16 protein-coding genes are annotated in these 19,367 nt (G+C 43.9%); 9 read left to right on the top strand and 7 right to left on the bottom strand.

Features of this window, described 5'->3' with window-relative positions; translation table 11 throughout:
- Positions 1-87 precede the first annotated feature (87 nt).
- A complete protein-coding gene (locus tag AB4167_RS00525; RefSeq protein WP_372103722.1) occupies positions 88-876 on the bottom strand; it encodes a M48 family metallopeptidase in 789 nt (262 codons plus the stop codon).
- 139 nt (positions 877-1,015) lie between these two features.
- On the opposite strand from AB4167_RS00525, the gene AB4167_RS00520 reads away from it, so the two are divergent.
- The 5 genes from AB4167_RS00520 (at position 1,016) to AB4167_RS00500 (ending at position 4,842) form a co-directional block, all read left to right on the top strand.
- Positions 1,016-1,441: a hotdog fold thioesterase gene (locus AB4167_RS00520; RefSeq protein WP_017060067.1), complete on the top strand. Its 426-nt coding sequence runs from the start codon at positions 1,016-1,018 to the stop codon at positions 1,439-1,441.
- 95 nt (positions 1,442-1,536) lie between these two features.
- A complete protein-coding gene (locus AB4167_RS00515) occupies positions 1,537-1,770 on the top strand; it encodes a DUF3389 domain-containing protein (protein WP_017064605.1) in 234 nt (77 codons plus the stop codon).
- 153 nt (positions 1,771-1,923) lie between these two features.
- Positions 1,924-3,615, top strand: a complete 1,692-nt coding sequence (locus tag AB4167_RS00510; protein WP_017069657.1) for an SgrR family transcriptional regulator — start codon at positions 1,924-1,926, stop codon at positions 3,613-3,615.
- Positions 3,616-3,663: 48 nt separating this feature from the next.
- Positions 3,664-4,569: a DMT family transporter gene (locus AB4167_RS00505; protein ID WP_017064603.1), complete on the top strand. Its 906-nt coding sequence runs from the start codon at positions 3,664-3,666 to the stop codon at positions 4,567-4,569.
- Positions 4,570-4,590: 21 nt separating this feature from the next.
- On the top strand, positions 4,591-4,842 hold the full coding sequence (locus AB4167_RS00500; RefSeq protein ID WP_065584968.1) for a hypothetical protein: 252 nt from the start codon (positions 4,591-4,593) through the stop codon (positions 4,840-4,842).
- Positions 4,843-4,949: 107 nt separating this feature from the next.
- On the opposite strand, the gene AB4167_RS00495 is transcribed toward AB4167_RS00500, so the two are convergent.
- Complete coding sequence (locus AB4167_RS00495; RefSeq protein WP_065584967.1) at positions 4,950-5,558, bottom strand: DUF2238 domain-containing protein; 609 nt, start codon at positions 5,556-5,558, stop codon at positions 4,950-4,952.
- Positions 5,559-5,759: 201 nt separating this feature from the next.
- On the opposite strand from AB4167_RS00495, the gene AB4167_RS00490 reads away from it, so the two are divergent.
- Both AB4167_RS00490 and AB4167_RS00485 read left to right on the top strand, forming a co-directional pair.
- A complete protein-coding gene (locus tag AB4167_RS00490; protein WP_136974601.1) occupies positions 5,760-6,599 on the top strand; it encodes an isopenicillin N synthase family oxygenase in 840 nt (279 codons plus the stop codon).
- A gap of 589 nt (positions 6,600-7,188) precedes the next feature.
- Entirely contained in the window at positions 7,189-7,809 is a 621-nt protein-coding gene (locus AB4167_RS00485) for a DNA-J related domain-containing protein (protein ID WP_029235437.1), read from the top strand.
- Between the two features lie 145 nt (positions 7,810-7,954).
- Here AB4167_RS00485 and mrdA read toward each other — a convergent pair whose 3' ends face one another.
- The 5 genes from mrdA to AB4167_RS00460 all read right to left on the bottom strand — a co-directional run bounded on the left by mrdA (position 7,955) and on the right by AB4167_RS00460 (position 15,991).
- On the bottom strand, positions 7,955-9,853 hold the full coding sequence (gene mrdA / locus AB4167_RS00480; RefSeq protein WP_102478747.1) for a penicillin-binding protein 2: 1,899 nt from the start codon (positions 9,851-9,853) through the stop codon (positions 7,955-7,957).
- 376 nt (positions 9,854-10,229) lie between these two features.
- Positions 10,230-11,885 carry a P-loop domain-containing protein gene (locus AB4167_RS00475; protein ID WP_372135964.1) on the bottom strand — a complete coding sequence of 552 codons (1,656 nt, stop codon included), beginning with the start codon at positions 11,883-11,885 and terminating at the stop codon, positions 10,230-10,232.
- 120 nt (positions 11,886-12,005) lie between these two features.
- Positions 12,006-13,913, bottom strand: a complete 1,908-nt coding sequence (locus AB4167_RS00470; RefSeq protein WP_372135963.1) for an EAL domain-containing protein — start codon at positions 13,911-13,913, stop codon at positions 12,006-12,008.
- 179 nt (positions 13,914-14,092) lie between these two features.
- Positions 14,093-15,292 carry an enoyl-ACP reductase FabV gene (gene fabV / locus AB4167_RS00465; RefSeq protein ID WP_017067782.1) on the bottom strand — a complete coding sequence of 400 codons (1,200 nt, stop codon included), beginning with the start codon at positions 15,290-15,292 and terminating at the stop codon, positions 14,093-14,095.
- 81 nt (positions 15,293-15,373) lie between these two features.
- Positions 15,374-15,991, bottom strand: a complete 618-nt coding sequence (locus AB4167_RS00460; protein ID WP_017060079.1) for an arylesterase — start codon at positions 15,989-15,991, stop codon at positions 15,374-15,376.
- Between AB4167_RS00460 and AB4167_RS00455 the strand changes: the two genes are divergently transcribed.
- Positions 15,990-16,664 carry an ABC transporter ATP-binding protein gene (locus AB4167_RS00455; RefSeq protein ID WP_004730959.1) on the top strand — a complete coding sequence of 225 codons (675 nt, stop codon included), beginning with the start codon at positions 15,990-15,992 and terminating at the stop codon, positions 16,662-16,664. The two genes, AB4167_RS00460 and AB4167_RS00455, sit on opposite strands and share 2 nt — an antisense overlap.
- A gap of 1 nt (position 16,665) precedes the next feature.
- The gene (locus tag AB4167_RS00450; protein WP_136978589.1) at positions 16,666-19,104 is read left to right on the top strand and encodes an ABC transporter permease; all 2,439 of its coding nucleotides are present in this window, start codon (positions 16,666-16,668) and stop codon (positions 19,102-19,104) included.
- The last annotated feature ends 263 nt before the right edge of the window (positions 19,105-19,367 follow it).

The raw sequence follows: 19,367 nt of genomic DNA, 5'->3' as shown, positions 1-19,367 counted from the left end.
CTGTTAGCAAGCAAGAAACTGAAAATGCCCTAACCAATATGGATAGGGCATTTTGTATTTACACCAGCTAGGCGATTCTTACTTAGATTACGCTTTGCAATTTGGTCTTGGTGAACCTGATTGAGGAAGCGTTTTTATCGTTGCTTGTAGATCTTTAATACGCGTACTGTGGGAAGGGTGCGTAGAAAGCAACTCTGGCGGTTGATTACCCCCTGATGCTTTCGCCATGTTTTGCCACAAGTTGACACTTTGGTTTGGATCGAAACCTGCTTGAGCCATATACTCTAAACCAACAACATCGGCTTCAGACTCTTGAGTTCGCCCATACGGTAGAATAACGCCATATTGAACGCCTAACCCTAACGCGGCCATCGTCATACCTTGATACTGTTTGTATTCTGATGCGCCTAACGCGACGTTAGTAATAGACAAGCCAGTATTAGCGATTTGAGACTGAGACAGGCGCTCATTACTGTGGTCTGCAAGAACGTGTGCCACTTCGTGACCGATAACCGTCGCGAGTTGGTCTTGATTGACTGCGACCTTGAGTAAGCCCGTGTATACACCGATTTTTCCGCCAGGCAGGGCGAATGCATTCACTTGGTCACTATCAAACACAACAATTTCCCATTCACTAAAACCTTGTTTAGGAATATATTGAGTGATGCTGTTCGCTACGCACTGTACATAAGCGTTAGTTTTGGCATCTTTGCTGATGGGTTGTTCTTTTTTCATTTGTTCAAAAGACTGTGCTCCAAGCTGAGACATGTCTTTATCTGAAAAAAGCAGCAATTGGTTTCTGCCTGTCGGAGAAGCGCTACACGCGGTTAGGCCTGCAAGTGTGAGAAGCGAGGCAAACTTCATCCATGACGTCATACAATATCCTCTGTGTATTCGGTTTTTATGCATGTTAACATCAACTTGCGTAATAGCTAAGGGCTGTAAGATAACTAACAGCGGTAATATAGAAAAAAGCTATGCACGCGATAACAAGATCAATAATTAAGGAACCTATATGAGTATTTGGAAAAAGCCCGTTGACCTAGATACCTTCAACGCGACCTCAAAAAATACCTTAATTGAACACCTCAACATTGTTTACACCGAAGTAAATGACAATTCTTTGGTAGCAACCATGCCGGTTTGTCACTTTACGCACCAACCACTGGGTATGCTTCATGGCGGCGCATCGGTTGTGCTAGCAGAAACGCTTGGCTCATTGGCTGCAAACTTCTGCGTACCAGAAGGCTATTATTGCGTTGGGCTCGATATCAATGCGAACCACGTAAGGTCAATGCGTGAAGGGCATGTCATTGGTACTGCTGAGCCTATTCACTTGGGCGTCTCTACTCAAGTATGGCAGATCAATATCACTGATGATCGTCAACGCTTAGTTTGTACCAGCCGTTTAACCATTGCCGTTAAGAAACATAAGCGATAACAGACTAGGCAGTCGTACGCTGGTTTTGTCTTTAGAAGAAGTAATCAGTACTTAGAACAAGCAATCAGTATTTAAAGAAGTAACCCGAGAAGCCCATGGTCATAACGTTTAAAAGTGGAAAAGTCATCGCAACCGCACATGAATTGGTTGTTCGTTTAGATGGGGAGCATAGAGTCACGCTGCAAGCCCAAGTTGATGCAATTCAATTGATCGGAAAAGGGGCAAATGTTATTTCAGCTAACGGTTCTGAGTGTAAATGGTCGATAAAATTAGACGATGAACAGCAGCTCCGTGAAATCGCTAATGAAATTGGCTGCGATGTAATGTAATCCTTTACGGTAAAGGCACTTAACCCTTAAGATTGAATAACATCTTAGGATGTCGTACTCATAATTCACAATAAAATTGTGTCAGTAATATTGATTTTACGCCATAAAATAGGGAAACTGAATTCAATGTCCTTTGAATAAGTTTTCCTCTTTATGAGCAGCCCAAGACTTCGCGTTCAATTTGAAACCCTGTTTGAATACTTCGATGGTAAAGATTCTGATGTTCAACTCGACGACATCACGGATGTGCTTTGTTGTACCCGTCGTAATGCCCGAATGGTACTCAACAAGCTTGAAGAAGAAGGGTGGGTAGAATGGTTACCTGCAGCAGGTCGAGGAAAGTTATCTCAACTTATCTTTAAACAGAATCGTTGTGATGTCAGCGAGAACTTAGCAAGACGCTACTTGCAGGAAGGAAAAATTGGACAGGCGCTGTCAGTGCTTGATCACAATGCTGCCAAACTCACGCAAGTTATTCAAAACTACTTGGGCGTACAGTATCAAGAAGGCGAACAAGTTATTCGTTTGCCTTATTACCGGCCGCTTTCAATGCTTAACCCAACCAAATCGATGCGTCGTTCAGAGCAACATATCGCTTGTCAGGTATTCAGTGGGTTGACTCGTCTAGATGAGAATGACCAACTTCAACCCGATCTTGCTCATTCATGGCAAAAAATCAGCGATTACCAATGGCGATTCTTCTTGAGACCCGGTGTTCGTTTCCATAACGGGGAACCTCTGTTAACCAATCATGTTGTGGATACACTGCTTGCACTCGAACCTCTCAACATGTTTTCGCATATCAAAGATGTCTCTTCACCTGCAAATTGTGTAGTAGATGTTTTTCTCACACGTCCAGACAAGTATTTTCCCCTCGCACTAACGGAATCGGTCGCTAAAGTCACATTACCGATCACTTTACGTGGTGAAGACTACGATATTCGACCGATTGGAACGGGACCTTATCGCATTGAAAAGAACGACGAGAAACAACTCGTGTTAACCGCTTTCAATGGGTACTTTGGTTTCAGACCGTTAATTGATCGCGTTGAAGTTTGGGTGGTGGATGAGGCTTATTCTTCAATGGTTTACCCAAGCCTATCTAAGCCTGTTATGGCCGACCGTGGCGATAGCGATGAAGTAGAACTCGATCCTGGTTGCACGTATTTACTGCTCAATAGAAAGAAGGGTATTGCACAAGATCCCGCATGGGCACAGTTTTTATCTAACGCGTTGAATGCGGCGGATCTGTTTGTTCATATTCCAAAAGAGACTGTTATCGATTTGGGCGTGTTACACGCTTATGGGATAAAACCCGGTTGGTATGACATAAAGTTAAAAGTGCCCGTTTGTCCACCAGCAGATTCGAAGCCTACCATAAGATTAGCGTATCAATGCCAACACCCAATGTTCCCAACGCTTGCAAAGGCGATTGTCACGGTGCTGAAGCAATACAACGTCGATGTTGATCTTTACGGTTACGAAACCGATCCTCCGCACGCCGATGATGTTGATGTTTGGATTAACCCTATGGGTATCGCTAATAACAGAGACGACGCTTTAGCCGGTTGGCTAATGGACTACAGTTTTCTTGATGAATCTAGCCCGGCAGAAGACTTCGACCAATGGTGTCACATGATTGACCGTTGGCGTTCTGGTGAATTCGAGCAATTCCCAGCAAGACAACTCGGTAAACAACTTGTCCAAAGCAATCAATTGATTCCAATGTTCCATTGCTGGTTAGGCGTTAATAAAGATCAATGTGGTACGTTGCAAAACGCGAAATGTAATGCATTAGGTTGGTTCGACTTTAGCCAAGTTTGGGTGAAGCCTGACGTTGATTGAAATCCAAGAAAACTCAATTAGGACCAAACAACTCATTTAGGAAAAACGATGCAAACTCTGATGGTTACATTTATTACGCTGGTGGCATTTGCTGCTAATTCAGTTCTGTGTCGCTGGGCCTTAATGGATCAAACGATTGATCCTTTGAGCTTTTCGATCGTTCGCATCTTATCTGGTGCGCTTACACTTTTGATTTTATTAGCTTTATCTTCCCAATCTAAAGCTAAAAGTGAGTTAGCAAGTAACACATCGCTATACACAAAGCTCAAATCACAGTTTCAACTCACATCAATATTGTCACTGCTCGTGTATATGTTTGGTTTTTCGTTTGCTTACTTAGAGCTTGGCGCAGGTCTTGGTGCTCTGGTGTTGTTTGTCGCGGTGCAATTTACGATGATTGCCGCGCACTTGTTTTCTGGCAACAGAATGTCATTGATTGAATGGGGCGGATGTTTGTTATCGGTAGCAGGGCTTGTTTATTTATTAATGCCAACGGAATCGACACAGGCACCTGATTTAGTTTCTATTATCTTGATGTCTCTGGCCGGAGTTGGGTGGGGCATTTACACATTGGCAGGAAAGACATCGTCAAACGCACTGCAATCGACCACCGCTAACTTTGGATTCAGTTCGCTAGTTATCCTTTTGGCATTAAGCTTGTTAGTTTTGATTCCTAATGCGTTAACGCAAGTGTCTATCACTGAACAAGGTTTGATTTACGCGGTTATATCGGGCTCTGTGGCTTCTGGTGTGGGTTATAGTTTGTGGTATTACGTGGTGAAAAAGCTGAATACCGTGGTGGCGTCTATTGCACAGCTTTCTGTTCCAGTTATCGCGACACTTGGTGGTGTATTACTTTTATCTGAACCTGTCACCATGCAATTTATAGTCTCATCAACCGTTATACTTCTAGGGATAAGCTTGGTTCTTGTCGCCCCTAAACTTAAGAAATAAAGAGTTCAATCATTAACTTCTATGGCTAAACCAAACAAGAAACAACCGACCAAGACGGTTCAGATTTTCTGTGCCAAATGTAAAACGCAGCTTTTTAAGTATCGGAAAGGTGGCAAAGGTGCACTCGTGAAATGTTTTAAGGAGCGTATCGTTGAAGATTTCACGAAAAAACCATGTGTGTGCCCTGAATGCGGGATTGAATTTGCGCGAGACACTTTGGTTCGAGGTACGCCAGCCTACAAGTTTGTTGGTGGCAAGGTAACGATGAAATAACCTGTCACATTAAAACGAGCAAACAATGCTGAAACTAAAAATGCCACAGCGCAGTTTGTGTGTGGCATTTCAACATTGCTTTTGATACTCAGAGTAAAGAATTGAGCTCAGTAAGCTCTGACACGCCATTGAAGCTTAAGAAGTAATAGCGAGACAATTGCGCCCGTGGTGTCACACAGCATATCTTTCTGTGCATCCCAAATATCGCCTTGTGAACCAAGGAATGCGATACCTTCATCACCACCTGCGATCTCCGCGTACCACCACTCGATAATTTCATAACCTGCAGCAACACTCATAATCGCAAATAGCGCAAAGAAACATGCCAGCACCGGTTGAGCCAGTTTTTTACGAATCAAGTACTCAGCGAGTGGGTAAGCATAAAGGCCAATAGAGAAATGCGCGACACGGTCAAAGTTATTCCGTTCTGAACCTATCATGTTATTGAACCAATCAAATGGCACTTCCGCGAAGGTATATTTTGCGCCTATCGTATGCAAAATCAGCCAGATAAACATCAAAACGTAAGCTGTCTTAGTGAAGGTGAGCTTTGTTGATAACCACCAAATACCCACCAATATCGCGAGCGCTGGGACAATTTCGGCAATCCACACCGCTCTTGAAGAGGGAGCGAACGCTGAAAATAGAAACACAGTCAGATACAGCGTCGTCAATGACAGCAATGGTCGATTTTGAGCAAGTGGCGTGATTGTCATATCAAGATCTCTCGTCGAAGTTTTTAATAGTGTCACACAATAATGAACAGTGTTCAATTGGGTCTTAATCACCAGATTTGTTGAAAAGTGGTGTTATCGCCCAGTATCTAGACAAACGGTTGCTAGAGTTTCACAAAAGTTTGATTTACAACAAAGCGATCCTTAAAATCGCTCTATTACTACATAACAAGAAAGAAAGTCATGAAACTGGAAACTGTCGATTACCTTGCTGACGACGCAGCAGAACAATTTGTTCGCTCTCTACGTGAAACTGGTTTTGGTGTTCTTAAGAACCACCCAATCCCGAAAGAGCTTGTTGAGTCAATTTACGAAAACTGGTACCAATTCTTCATCTCTGAAGAGAAAGAGAACTTCCACTTTAATGTTGAAACACAAGATGGATATTTTCCACCTTCAGTGTCTGAAGTTGCTAAAGGCCACACTGTAAAAGACATCAAAGAGTACTTTCACGTATACCCTTGGGGCCAAATCCCTGAACAGCTGAAAGAACAGATTCTAGATTACTACCAACGTGCGAATGCTTTTGCTCAAGAGCTGCTAGGTTGGGTTGAAGCTCATGCTCCTAAAGAAGTACAAGATAAATTCTCTATAGCGTTATCAGAAATGATCAACGGCAGTGAACAGACTCTGCTTCGTGTTCTTCACTACCCACCAATGCAAGGTGATGAAGAGCCAGGTGCAATCCGCGCTGCGGCACACGAAGACATCAACTTACTGACGGTTCTTCCTGCTGCAAGCGAGCCGGGCCTTCAAGTTAAAGCTCAAAATGACGAGTGGCTAGATGTTCCATGTGACTTCGGTAACATGATCATCAACATCGGTGACATGCTTCAAGAAGCATCTGGTGGTTACTTCCCATCGACAACTCACCGTGTAATCAACCCATCAGGTGAACGCCAAGAGAAGTCTCGTATCTCTTTGCCTCTATTCCTTCACCCGAAACCAGAAGTAGTGCTATCTGAAAAGTACACAGCAAACGAATACCTAATGGAACGTCTAAGAGAGCTTGGCGTTATCTAGTCAGTTCAATGCTTCGTCCCTAAAATTGGGATAGATGTGAAAGGTCAGCTAAGTCGCTGACCTTTTTTGTATCCGTACCAAAGAATTGCGGCTTTATTACTAGGGCGTGTTGATCTTTCGAGCTGATTTTTGCAGCGAGTTGCTGGGTATTTATACAAGGCAGAGGCATCGATGTGTAGCTAGCCTACATGAGAAGCCGATAACGTAGTAGAAATGACCAGCAAACGCTGCCCGAAGGGTTCGAGCTGGGCGCCCCCGCAAAAAGCGTTTTACTCTTTGTTGAGGGAGATTTGCTTAGAATGACTAGGCTACTTCTCCCTCGCCGCGATTAAAACGCTTTTATCTCGAACAAAATTTAACCGCGAAAGGTCAACACGCCCTAATGGTTGTATTCAACGAAATGGTACTCAGTTTTGACGATAAAAGGTGCCTTTAAGCCAAACGTTAGAAAGTTGTTTGTCCTTAAGCTCGACAAATCTTAGAAAATCGCTTTCAATTAAAGAAGATACGCAACGGATGCGAAACAGGTTACTTATAGTATCCACAGTTCTAGAAATCCATTAATTCAGAGAAGCTAACTGAGTCAACTATGTCGAATTATCAAGATGTGAGAGCAAACTTTCATTGCCATATGGAAAACCCATTGCTTTGGCCGATAATGGAAGTGCTTAAGCAAAAGCCAAGCGGATGGAAAGTACACACATTGGCAGCTCATCTGAACGATCTTGGGTTTGTGCCAGTGTTGGATGCTGTGCCTGAGAAAGAGTTGTTTAAAAAGAACTTCCTTATCATGAATGCGCTTTATCAGCTTCAAGAAACCTTACACCCAGATGGTTGGCTCCAAGTCCAAGCGATGGACATCGAATTGATGAATGGTCGTTATCACGGAAGCAGTCACAGCATCGATCATCAAGACCCACTTCGAGAATACTACATTAATTGGGTTAACTATGAAGCGGATGAAGGTGAAGTCAAAAGGCTGTTGAACGAATTTTGGACTCGGTATAGAAAGTATGTGGGTGGTGATGAACTCGATATGGATCGAAGTCGAGCATTGAACCTGTTTGAGTTACCTTTAGACGCGACACACCATGAAATTAGAAAACGTTGGCGACAACTGGCATTGAGATGGCATCCGGACAGAGACGAAGGCAACACCGCAAAATTTCAGACGCTCTGTGAAGCATGGCATGTATTAAGAAGCTCATAATCGACAGGCATTTTTAGCTGTCTAATTGCTTAGAACCCTAAAACAGAAAGCCCCACATTGTGAGTGACACAAGTGGGGCTTTGTCGTTATTACGTTATGTTTTGGGTAACTACGTTATGTGCTGTAGCGACTTAAGTTATTGGTGTTAGGAGTGATCTTTGCTCTCGCCACTTTTATGTTCAAAGGCATAGTCGAGTACTTTACGGATATAAGGCGCACCGACTTTTGAACCGCCGTTACCGTGTTCAATGACCACAGTTGCGACATATTCAGGGTGTTCATACGGTGCGAAAGCCGTGTAAAGCGCGTGGTCAAGTAAATGCCTAGCGAGTTTCTTCGAGTTGTAGACCTGATCTTTCGCAAGATCAAAGACTTGTGCAGTTCCTGATTTTCCGCCGCTCGTATAGTCAGTTCCCTTAAATGCACGTCTGCCGCTGCCTCTACTTCCGTGGTTCACGAGTCGCATCGCGTTGATTGGTACATCCCAAATTCTATCCGGCACTTCGGTGATTGAGGGCATTGGCTCCGGTTCGACAAGTTGTTGTGTACTGAAATCTTCACCATGATCTAAGGTGGCTCTTAAGATATGAGGGGGCATCACCTTACCATGATTAACTAATACTGATGTTGCTTTAGCAAGTTGCATAGGTGTCGATGTCCAATAACCTTGGCCAATACCAATCGGAACTGTGTCACCCTGATACCAAGGGGTGCGATAACGCATCATCTTCCATTCTCGAGTCGGCATGTTGGCGGTACTTTCTTCATAGATATCAATGCCTGTCGGTTCACCAAATCCAAATCGGTTCATCCAACTTGAAATTCGGTCAATACCCAAATCGAAAGCGGTTTGATAGAAGAATGAATCTACCGACTCTTCAATGGCTTGAGTGACATCGACAGGTCCGTGACCCCAACGTTTCCAGTCACGCCACGATTTAGAGTTTCGTTTAGAGCCAGGAATTCTCCAAACGCCATGGTCGTTACGGATGGTATCTTCAGAGATGACATGTTCTTGCAGTCCTGCCACAGCCATAAATGGTTTAACGGTTGAGGCAGGAGGATAAACGCCTAGAGTGGTGCGGTTAACCAACGGGTGAGCCGGATCATTCAATAAACGTTGGTAGTTCTTACTCGAAATGCCGTCGACAAATAGGTTAGGGTCGTAACTCGGGCTTGATGCCATCGCCAACACGCTGTTGTCTTTCGGATCGAGAATAACCGCGCTTCCAGTTCGGTGATCAAGTTGCTCAAAGACGTATTTTTGCAGCTCAAGGTCAATATTTAACACGATATCTTTACCAGCTACTGGCGGCACGTACTCAATGGTTCGGACTATTCGCCCACGGCTGTTTACTTCGACTTCTTGATAACCTTTGGTGCCGTGCAGAATATCTTCGTAATAACGTTCAACACCCAGTTTTCCTATGATTGTTGTAGCTTGATAATTCGCTTCTATCCCTTGTTCTTCAAGCTTTCTGAGATCGCTATCATTGATGTGCGCCACGTAACCAAGAACATGGGTAAGCACCTCACCATTCGGGTAAAAACGCTTTAAGCTGGTATCGATAGATAAGCCGGGGAACTGGTACTGGTGCACGGAGAACTTGGCGATCTCTTCCTCCGTTAAGTTCTCTAGAATAGTCACAGATTTAAAACGGCGGGTGTTGTGATAGCGTTTTTTGAAACGAGCGATCTGCTCTGCATCACGGGGGACATATTTGTCTAGCTTGGTGAGCATTGCATCGACATCATCGGTTTGCTCAGGAATCATGGTTAGATCAAAGACAAGCTTGTTCTCTGCAAGCAACACGCCGTTACGGTCGTAAATAAGTCCTCGAGTAGGGGCGATAGGTAATACTTTGATTCTGTTGCCATCGGCACGAGTTTGATAGCTTTTAAAATTTTCAACTTGAAGTCGGTATAGATTGCCGACTAAGACAAGAGTGAACATCAAGATCCCACAAAACGCGACGATTACGCGGTTTTTGAATAGGTTCACTTCGATTTTATGGTCACGCATCTTAACGCGTTTATGATTCATTGAAGCCTCAAGGGTCTGTTACATTTGGTTACACTTGTCGAGTCGGGACTTTATCTGAATATCACTAGGGTTTTGTAAAAGCTGTGTCATGTTTTGAAGGATCGACAGCATTAGATGGCGGTAAACAGTGCCTTTAATTTTCTCATTACAAAAGATGATAAGTAATTGATGTAAAGATTGGTTTTATGAATTTATAAAGTTCAAGAGTTTTGACGACACTAGAGGTTAGGTCAAAAGAGGTTAGATAAATTTACGGCCCTCAGAATGAGAGCCGTAGAAGGTTAATTTGCTTATTTAGTGGCTTAGAAGCTTTAGTAAATTAGAAGATTAAAACTTCAAAAACCTAGAAGCACAATAAATCCGATATTTAACGAAATCAGTTCGAAGGCTTGAACTGAGATTTACGCATACGGTTCAGAGCAGCCATCACATCTAACGTTCTTGGTTTCGCTAGGTCACCGTAGTTAGGCATGTTAGCGTGCCATTCGTTTTCTAAAATAGCGTTAAACTCTTTAGCAGGGTTGTTTGACCAACCTGGAGTTTGTGCGAATTGGAACCAAGCCCAACCGATCGCATTCACTTCAGACGGTGATTCTAATTGCTCAAGCGCAGAAAGGTCTGCAAACTCTTTACCAAAACGCAGTGACTCTTTGCCTTTAGCATTAACACGGAATTTACCGTCAGTCAGAATGTTCATCAGTGAAGCACGGTTCAATGAACGTGGTACAAACGTTTCTAAAGCAGTTTCACATTCGTTAGTACGCTGAGTAGGGTGCTGAGCAATCACGTCTTTTGCTTTTTCAGTCACATCTACCGCTTGGTAGTCGTGCATTTGAATCACAGTGTTCGCGACATCTAGGTAATCACCAGAGCCACCCATTACAACAATGGTAGAGATATCCATCTCTTCACGAAGCTGACCAATGCGGTCGACAAGTGGTGTGATTGGCTCATCGCCTTTTGACACTAGCGCTTGCATACGCTCGTCACGAATCATGAAGTTAGTCGCTGACGTATCTTCATCGATAAGTAGAGTTTGAACGCCGGCTTCAATCGATTCTTGTAACCAAGCCGCTTGAGACGTAGAACCTGACGCATCTTGTGTGCTGAAGTCAGATGTGTCTTTCTGCATTGGTAAATGGTTGATGTAGTTTGACAGGTTCAAGCTGTGCACACATCGACCATCTTCAGCGCGGATCTTCATCGTATCAATCGCAGTTACAATGCCTTCGCGACCGTCACCAGGAATATGGTTGTAGATAGAACGTTCAACGGCGTTCAACAGTGTCGATTTACCATGGAAACCACCACCAACGATCAGCGTAATGCCTTTTGGAATGCCTAGGCCGGTCACGTCACCTTGGTTTGGAGTATTTAACGTAACACTCAATGATTCTGGAGCCGCGAAAGGTACCGCGTCTTTCATTGGAAGGTCGCAGTTACCCGCGATACGAGGTAACACACTGCCGTTTGCAACGAAAGCGGCTAGGTTGTTTTCTTCCAATTGAGCACGAAGCGCTTCTTGGTCTTCAATCGTTTCACAATGTTTGATCATTGCATCGATGTTCAGTTCGCGTTCAAGCGTTGCACGACGAATAAACTTCGGTAAATAGAAAGTGATGATGTTGATTGCTTTCTTAGCAAGGATGCTACGGCCATCAGCTGGTAGGTTGATACGGAAACGAAGTTCGATACCGTGCTCAGTGAACACAACCGATGTGCTGTCTAAAACCGTTTGGCCAGTAAGAGCGATTGAAACAGTCGATTCTTGCTTAGCGAATTCAGAAAAGCTGCGCGCAATAAAGTCACGAGCAGCAACTTGGTATTCGTAAGACTTTTCTTTCAGCCAATCTAACCCAGTTAACGACCACGCGCGTGTTGCGCGAAAACGAGAAGCTGACGCGTACGGGTCGCCTTGGATGTGGTCGATGTGTAATTCAAAATCAGCAAAGTCGTATTGACCTTTAATTTGTTGATATGCACGGTAGTTTTGTTTTTCGAGCTTTTTAAGCTTTGCAGTCAACTGATCCATAACGAGGAATGCCTATATAAGGGGAAAGATAAAAACAGAAAGGCGGCGATTATAAAAATCACCACCTTTAGAGTAAAGAGAAAGTAGGCCTAAATCCAAAACTAACTGCTCTTTTTCGCTTTAAGCGTAACGAGTTGTCCCCAAATAGTTTTGATTGATTAAGCTGTGTTCGAATTCTTGGCTCGGCATCGGTCTACCATAGAGGTAACCTTGGCCAACATCGCAGCCTTCATCGATAATAAACTTCTCCTGAGCTTCTGATTCTATGCCTTCAATCGTGACTTCGAGGTCGAGTTTTTTCGCGATTTGGACAATCGAACGAACAATTTCCGAGTCTCCGTCTGAGTTGAGCATTTGATCAATAAAACTCTTATCAATCTTAATCGTGTCGAATGGGAATTTCTTCAGGTAACTGAAAGAGGCGTAGCCAGTCCCGAAGTCATCGAGTGACAATGTAACGCCAATGTCATGCAAAGTTTCCAACGTGGCCTTGGCTACCACTTCATCTGCGATTAAGCCGCTTTCGGTGACTTCAAGCTCTAAGAAGCGGGGATCGAGGTGATAGGTTTCCAATAGGTGAATCACTTGTTCTGCAAAATGCGCGTTTTTGAGTTGCACAGCAGAAACATTGACCGCCATTTTGAAGTCTTCAACGTATTCAGACCACTCTTTGGCTTTTTCAATCGCATTACGCAAGACAAAGCTACCCACTTCGAAAATCAAGCCGTTTTGTTCGGCCATATGTATCAGGGTTTCATTGGAAATATCACCTAACACAGGATGTCGCCAACGGAGAAGTGCTTCCGCGCCAACCCAGCGATGAGTCACAGGGCTCACTTTAGGTTGGAAGTAGAGCATCAAGTCATCATTACGAACGGCCTGTAGCAGATACCCTTCAATCTTATTGATGTGGCTTTGCTCTTCTGTATGAGATTGAGAGTAGTAAGCGTATTTTTGTCCAGAATCTTTACAGGCGAGCATAGCTTCTGATGATTTTTGAAGAATGCTCTCTGCATCATCTTCACTGTCCGTAATCGCAATCCCAATATAGGCATGCAAATGAACTTTATCACTTTCAATATCAAACTCGGAATGCCCAACTTGCACTAACGTTTGACTGAGCTCTTCGAGGCGATGGTGGAGATCTTTCACACTGAATGCCAGAACAAGGTCGACAGAAGTAGGGCGTGCCGTTAATACCTCGATGTCAGTAATGCTGTCGATACGTTGTCGATATTCTACAAGCACTTGGTCTAGCGCGCTGTAGCCGTAACGTGCTTGTATTCTTCTGCCATTGGTAAATCCAATATGAATAACGGCAAACGAACCTTCAGTCAGCCTTCGTTGTGCGATCAGCTTGTGATTTAAGCGAGATTCAAAGGCACTTCGGTTTAAAAATCCCGTGCCGAGGTCATGATTCTTTTGGAAGTTAATCTTCTGTTCAGCCGCTTTTCGCTTATCAATTTCTTGATTCAATGAGTAATTAAGGCTCGCGAGATCTTTAGTGCGATTGTAAACGCGGTTTTTTAGGTCGCGATTCATTTGGGTTAGCTTGGCGTGCCGGAACAGGGTTTTAAGCTGAGATTCAATCGAAGTACGAAAGCTCTCTAACAGTTTGATATAAGTAGAGGTGTAGTGGTTCTCTTTCGAGTCCAAGATACAAATGGTGCCGAACAGTTCACCGTTAGGCCAGAGTAATGGAATACCACAATAGGAGACTAAACCGAGTTTGATGTCTGGGTTGTTTTCCCACTTAGGATCGGCAAGCGCGTTAGGCACAAGAAGCTGTCGTTGAGTTTCCATCACGGTTTCGCAGTACAGCCCGTTCCCCAACGTTTCAGAATCGCCTTTGTTGTATGGGTTATTTTCATTTCGGCTGGTCGAGAATACTTCAATATAATTGGCGTGAACACGCATGATCAGTGCGGCGGGCACTTGAGTGATTTGAGCCAAGAGGTCGACAATATTTTGCCAACCAGACACCATATCGTCTGGGATATCTAAGTCTACTGTTTTTATCTTCTTCATATGACTCCGAGTCAATTATGCTAAATGCATCAACACATCCTGTGTTAATTATGATGAACCAAAGAAAACTATGAACCTTACGTTTAATAAGTATAAGAAATGTTGCACGAAAAAACCTCCGCAATTATGCAGAGGTTTTCAAATGTGAATCCGGGTCTCAGTAATGAGATAATTTTCGTTTAAGGCTTTAACTTTATAAAATCTTCTGTATTAAGTTTTTGGCTATAATCTACCGAGGGTTGAGCAAACCCATTTAATTGCAGAAATTCCTCTTTAAACCCTTGGTAATCACCTAAAGTTTGGAAGTTGTTTTCATCCATCTTTTCTAGTAGTTCAGTTACGTGCGCTTGGGTTTCTGGGTCTAATTCCCAATCATCCATACGGATCAATCGCTCACCATCAAGTGGTACTTTGGATTGACCATAAAGTTTACTGCCAAACAGACGCTGCATTTGTTGGATACAACCTTCGTGGGTCTCTTTCTCTTTCATCACCTTATACAAAGCAAGTAAGTAAGGGCTTAATCCAGGGATGAAAACGCTCGCTTTAGTGACTAGGGCTTTACATACCGCCGCGTAAGCGTTGCCATCAAAGTTAGCTAACTCTAGATTAAGAGCGTGGCTGGTTTGGTGAAGGTCGATCTTAGCGCGTCCCAATGTACCGTCTAAATAGATAGGATGTGTGACTTCTGGACCCACATAAGAAAACGCGATTGTCTTACAACCCGGAGCAATAGATTCTGCGTTGATGAGCTCATCTATCCATTGTTCCCAATCTTCGCCTCCCATCACTTTGAGTGTGCTTTCGGCTTCTTCTTCCGTCGCGGCTTCAAGCGTGTTGGTGACCCAGTTGTCGTGTTCCAGAGAAATGGTTGCGCCAGTTACGCTTTCACCAATAGGTTTGATGGCAGAGCGCCAAAACTCATCGGAATCTGGTTTAGGACGAACGCCTGCAGCTAAGCTATAGATAATCAGATCCACTTCACCTTCGAAGTAGGTTTCAATGGCTTCGACAACTTGTGAGCGTGTTTCTTGCGAAAATGCGTCGCCAACGATGTTGATAGCAGTGCGTTGCTCTCGTTCGGCTTCTTTTTTGAAGTAGATGTTGTTGTACCAACCAGCACTACCTAGGGATTTTTCGTTTGGACCGCGCTCGAATGAGACGCCGATAGTGTCAGCTTTTGCGCCGCCAAAGGTAAGGGCAATACGAGCGGCAAGGCCAAAGCCTGAGGAAGCGCCGATAATCAGTACTCGTTTAGGGCCATCTTTGATTTGCGGCGCACTCTTAACAAACTTGATTTGTTGCTTTACGGCTTCTTGACAGCCAAGAGGGTGAGCGCTTTTGGCTACCACACCCTTGATAACAGGTTCGATCAGCATAAATAACCTTACAGTTAACGGTGATATGCACTCAGGCTAACGTAAAGCTGTGTAAAATTTATTGAGCTAGACCATTAAAACTTAAAGATACTGATATAATTCTTCGGCGACGAATTCAGCAATCCAAGGTTGAGCTTCTGGTTTTGGATGCAGTCCATCGTTCATCATCCACTCAGGTTTGAGGATGATATGCTCTAGGAAAAACGGCAAAAGTGGCACGTTTTGTTGATCAGCAAGCGCTGCAAAAACGTATTCAAACTGCTGGTTGTAACGCTTTCCGTAATTTGGTGGGATTTTAATCTGCATCATTATAGGTTTGGCGCCCGCAGCTTTTATCTGCTCAATGATCTGCTCAAGATTTGCAGACATCAGCTTAGGTGGGAAACCACGAAGTCCATCATTCGCACCAAGTTCGATAAGAACGGTGTCTGGAGCATGTTCTTCAAGCAATTGTGGTAGGCGGGCTAAACCATTGCCCGTTGTATCACCAGAAATACTCCCGTTAACCACGGTTACCGTTTTGTCATGCTTTGCTAACGCGTCTGGTAACAGGCTTGGCCAACTCTGTTTGATGTCCATGTTGTAACCAGCACTCAGGCTATCACCAAGGACCAGTAACTTAGAATCTAAGCGGGTATCTTGAGCCAAAGAAGCGGTTGAAAATAAAATAAAGAATAAAAAGGAAATTAGTCGAGTCATGCATACATCCATCATTAAAGCAGAAGCTGTTTCGAAGACAGTGTCTACTAATCAAGAACATTTAACAATCCTAGAGCACGTCGATATCGATATTCGTGAAGGCGAAACTGTCGCGATTGTCGGCACGTCTGGCGCGGGTAAATCGACCTTAATGACGCTGCTTGCTGGTCTTGATGTACCAACGAAAGGCGAAATCAGTTTATTAGGACAGCCACTTTCACAGCTTGATGACGAGGCAAGAGCGAAGATCCGCAGTGAATCGGTAGGGTTTGTATTTCAAAGCTTCTTGTTAATTCCAAGTCTTTCAGCGCTACAAAATGTCACGTTACCTTGTTTGTTAAAGGGAGAAGACGAAGACATCGAACGCGCGACTGCTCTGCTTGAATCAGTAGGCTTGAAAGACAGGCTTGATCACTTACCGTCGCAGCTATCTGGTGGTGAACAACAAAGGGTCGCGTTGGCGCGCGCATTTATGATTAAGCCAAAAATTCTTTTTGCCGATGAACCCACAGGCAACCTAGACCAACAAACGGCAGCCAAAATTGTTGAGTTGTTGTTTGAATTGAACTCATCCCACGGCACAACTTTAGTTTTGGTGACACACGATCCTAAGCTTGCACAACGTTGCCAAAGAACACTCAAGATGCATGTCGGTCAGATAGAGGAAGTCTAAATTGAATTCATCAAACGGACTGAATAAACGCCTGTTTTCATGGAGTATCGAAGAGATTCGACACGGCCAGTTGTGGCCAGTTTCAATCGCTTTAACGCTTATTATTGCTTGTGTATTTGCATTGTCGGCGTTGGCCGAACGTATGGAGCAGGTAATTGTTAAACAGGGCAAAGATGCGCTTACTGCTGATAGCGTGTTTATCTCAGCAAACCCAATTCCGCAATCCTTGTTAGACCTCACTCAAGTTGAACAATTAGAAAGATCTCAGTTGACTCGTTTTTCAACCATGGCATTCAGTGATAACTCAATGCAGTTAGTGACGGTAAAAGCAGTTGAAAGTAATTACCCATTACGCGGTGAAATGATCTTAGAGGGCGCTGATAAAGCATCAAGTAACCATGTTGAGCCGGGTGAACTTTGGCTAGACGAGCGTATATTTGCACAGTTAGAGGTTGAAATTGGTGACAATGTCACTATTGGTGATGCCGATTTAGCGATAACTGGACGAATCACTCAAGAACCAGGCTTAAGCTTTAACCCATTCCAACAAATGCCAGCTGTGCTGATTCATACAAGTGATATCGATGCCACGGGAGCGATTCAACCGGGCAGTCGCGTTAGCTTTAGATTGTTTTTAAATGGTGATGAATCGAAACTCAAAGCCGCACAAGACAGTATCGAACTGACACCAAGTGACCGCTGGCGTACACAAGACTCAGCCAGTCGTACCAACGACATGTTCGAAAGCACCACTCAATACTTATCACTAACGGTAGCTATCGTAGTGATCATGGCTGCGACCACTTTGGTACTCACTTGCCAACATTATGTTGCGAGTCGTCGTAAAACCATCGCGATGCTTAAGAGTTTAGGTGCAAGCAAGCAGTGGATCGTTAAATGGTTGTCTGTACAGGTATCTTTGTTAGTGGTTATCGGTGCAGTACTGGGAATAACCATCGGTATCGGCTTGGAGTTTTTGCTTCGTATACCTCTGGGCGACTTATTACCAACGCCACTTCCTAGCTATGGTATTGAACCTGCAATCTTGGCGATTTTATCAAGCATCTTAATTGGTGTTCCTGCTCTTGGTATCCCGTTAATTGGCTTGGTCAACACCTCGGCAATCAGCGTTATCCAATCAAGTCACCAGTCCAATGAAAGCTACAAGAAATATTTGTTGTTACTGGTACCGATTATTCCAATGATGCTGATGTATGGCGACAATCTATTGGTATGGATAGTTTTAGCGGGTATCGCTTGCCTGTTCTTAGTGCTTGCGGTCGTCAGTACGCTTGTTCTGCGTTTAGTTAGTAAGTTGCCGACATCGACATCGATGCGTTTGGCATTGAGTCGAATTAATCGCACACCTTTAGCAACTGGGATTCAATTTGGCTCTTTAGCGCTTTCACTGATGTTGCTGTCTATCATCTGGTTGGTAAGAAGTGATTTACTGTCAGATTGGCAACAAACCTTACCCGAGAACGCACCGAATGCGTTTGCACTTAACATTGCAAGCTATGAAAAAGACAGTTATCTCGAGACGATTGATGCAAACGAAGTAGAGCGTACTCAAGCGTTTCCAATTATCCGAGGACGACTGACGACGATAAACGGTGTCGAAGCATCGGAATACAGTGATACCTCTGGAGAAACAGACGCACTAAGCCGTGAGATCAACTTCACTTGGGGAGATAGCTTACCTAAGTACAATGAAGTATTAGAAGGCAGCTGGACACAAGAGCATGGCGTATCTGTGGAATCGGATGTCGCGGAGCAACTGGATCTAAAGATTGGCGATGAGCTGTCATTCACAATCAACAGCCAGAATGTTTCTGCCAAGGTGAATAGCATCCGCAAAGTCGAGTGGCGAGAAATGAAGCCGAACTTCTACTTCATTTTTACTCCAGATGTCTTGAGTTCAATCCCTTCTACTTGGCTAGTGAGCTTCAGATTAGAAGAACAACACAATCAGATGCTCAACGAACTCTCTCGAAATCATCCAACCGTGAGTTTGATGGATATTCGTAAGATGGGTAGCAAGATCCAAGAGTTGCTTAAGCAGATTGTTTGGTCGATTACCGTACTTGCGGCGTTAGGTGTGGTGGCGGGGCTGTTGCTTATCTTCACTCTATTGCGATTGAGCTTATCTCAAAGACAACAAGAGATACGCTTGTATCGAACATTAGGCGCGAGTAAGAAGCGAATTCTCAATACTATTTGGTGTGAGTACGGTTTAATGGCGTTAGTCGCAGGCTCAATTGCAGCCCTTGGTTCTGAGCTCAGCGTGGCAGGAGTGATGAACTTTGGTTTTGAGTTACAACCTTCACTTCACCCGATGTTGTGGATAGCGCTACCGGTGCTAACGTTCATCACATTAGCCGCGGTAGTGAATAGCTTAATCAAACGTTTGTTGGCACCAGTAAACAAGGATTTTGGCTAGTCGTTAGCGAGATCTAGCCAAGCGCTTAAAACGGTCTAAAAGTGAGATTATTTATACTTAGTCATGCACTATTTATAATACGTCGCTTTAGACCGTTTTTTATTTAACCAACCGGTAGCATAAGTAAAAAATATCGCACCTTAGATTCCACTGTTTTTAGCATTTTTTAAAACTAATTACCCAATAATGCCGATTTAATGAACAGCGGTTAGTCCCTGTAAACAAAGGGTTTGCGCAACTTAGCAAGAACGTTATCAACAGTT

The sequence above is a fragment of the Vibrio sp. 10N.286.49.E11 genome (genome assembly GCF_041469505.1).
In the GTDB taxonomy this organism is placed as follows: domain Bacteria; phylum Pseudomonadota; class Gammaproteobacteria; order Enterobacterales; family Vibrionaceae; genus Vibrio; species Vibrio crassostreae_C.
Note: the sequence above shows the minus strand (reverse complement) of the source record. Positions and strands in the feature narration are given on the sequence as shown.

Excerpts from the sequence above, each read along its gene's own strand:
- AB4167_RS00525 (WP_372103722.1), bottom strand. The coding sequence starts at position 876 with ATGACGTCATGGATGAAGTTTGCCTCGCTTCTCACACTTGCAGGCCTA.
- AB4167_RS00520 (WP_017060067.1), top strand. The coding sequence starts at position 1,016 with ATGAGTATTTGGAAAAAGCCCGTTGACCTAGATACCTTCAACGCGACC.
- AB4167_RS00515 (WP_017064605.1), top strand. The coding sequence starts at position 1,537 with ATGGTCATAACGTTTAAAAGTGGAAAAGTCATCGCAACCGCACATGAA.
- AB4167_RS00510 (WP_017069657.1), top strand. The coding sequence starts at position 1,924 with ATGAGCAGCCCAAGACTTCGCGTTCAATTTGAAACCCTGTTTGAATAC.
- AB4167_RS00505 (WP_017064603.1), top strand. The coding sequence starts at position 3,664 with ATGCAAACTCTGATGGTTACATTTATTACGCTGGTGGCATTTGCTGCT.
- AB4167_RS00500 (WP_065584968.1), top strand. The coding sequence starts at position 4,591 with ATGGCTAAACCAAACAAGAAACAACCGACCAAGACGGTTCAGATTTTC.
- AB4167_RS00495 (WP_065584967.1), bottom strand. The coding sequence starts at position 5,558 with ATGACAATCACGCCACTTGCTCAAAATCGACCATTGCTGTCATTGACG.
- AB4167_RS00490 (WP_136974601.1), top strand. The coding sequence starts at position 5,760 with ATGAAACTGGAAACTGTCGATTACCTTGCTGACGACGCAGCAGAACAA.
- AB4167_RS00485 (WP_029235437.1), top strand. The coding sequence starts at position 7,189 with ATGTCGAATTATCAAGATGTGAGAGCAAACTTTCATTGCCATATGGAA.
- mrdA (WP_102478747.1), bottom strand. The coding sequence starts at position 9,853 with ATGAATCATAAACGCGTTAAGATGCGTGACCATAAAATCGAAGTGAAC.
- AB4167_RS00475 (WP_372135964.1), bottom strand. The coding sequence starts at position 11,885 with ATGGATCAGTTGACTGCAAAGCTTAAAAAGCTCGAAAAACAAAACTAC.
- AB4167_RS00470 (WP_372135963.1), bottom strand. The coding sequence starts at position 13,913 with ATGAAGAAGATAAAAACAGTAGACTTAGATATCCCAGACGATATGGTG.
- fabV (WP_017067782.1), bottom strand. The coding sequence starts at position 15,292 with ATGCTGATCGAACCTGTTATCAAGGGTGTGGTAGCCAAAAGCGCTCAC.
- AB4167_RS00455 (WP_004730959.1), top strand. The coding sequence starts at position 15,990 with ATGCATACATCCATCATTAAAGCAGAAGCTGTTTCGAAGACAGTGTCT.
- AB4167_RS00460 (WP_017060079.1), bottom strand. The coding sequence starts at position 15,991 with ATGACTCGACTAATTTCCTTTTTATTCTTTATTTTATTTTCAACCGCT.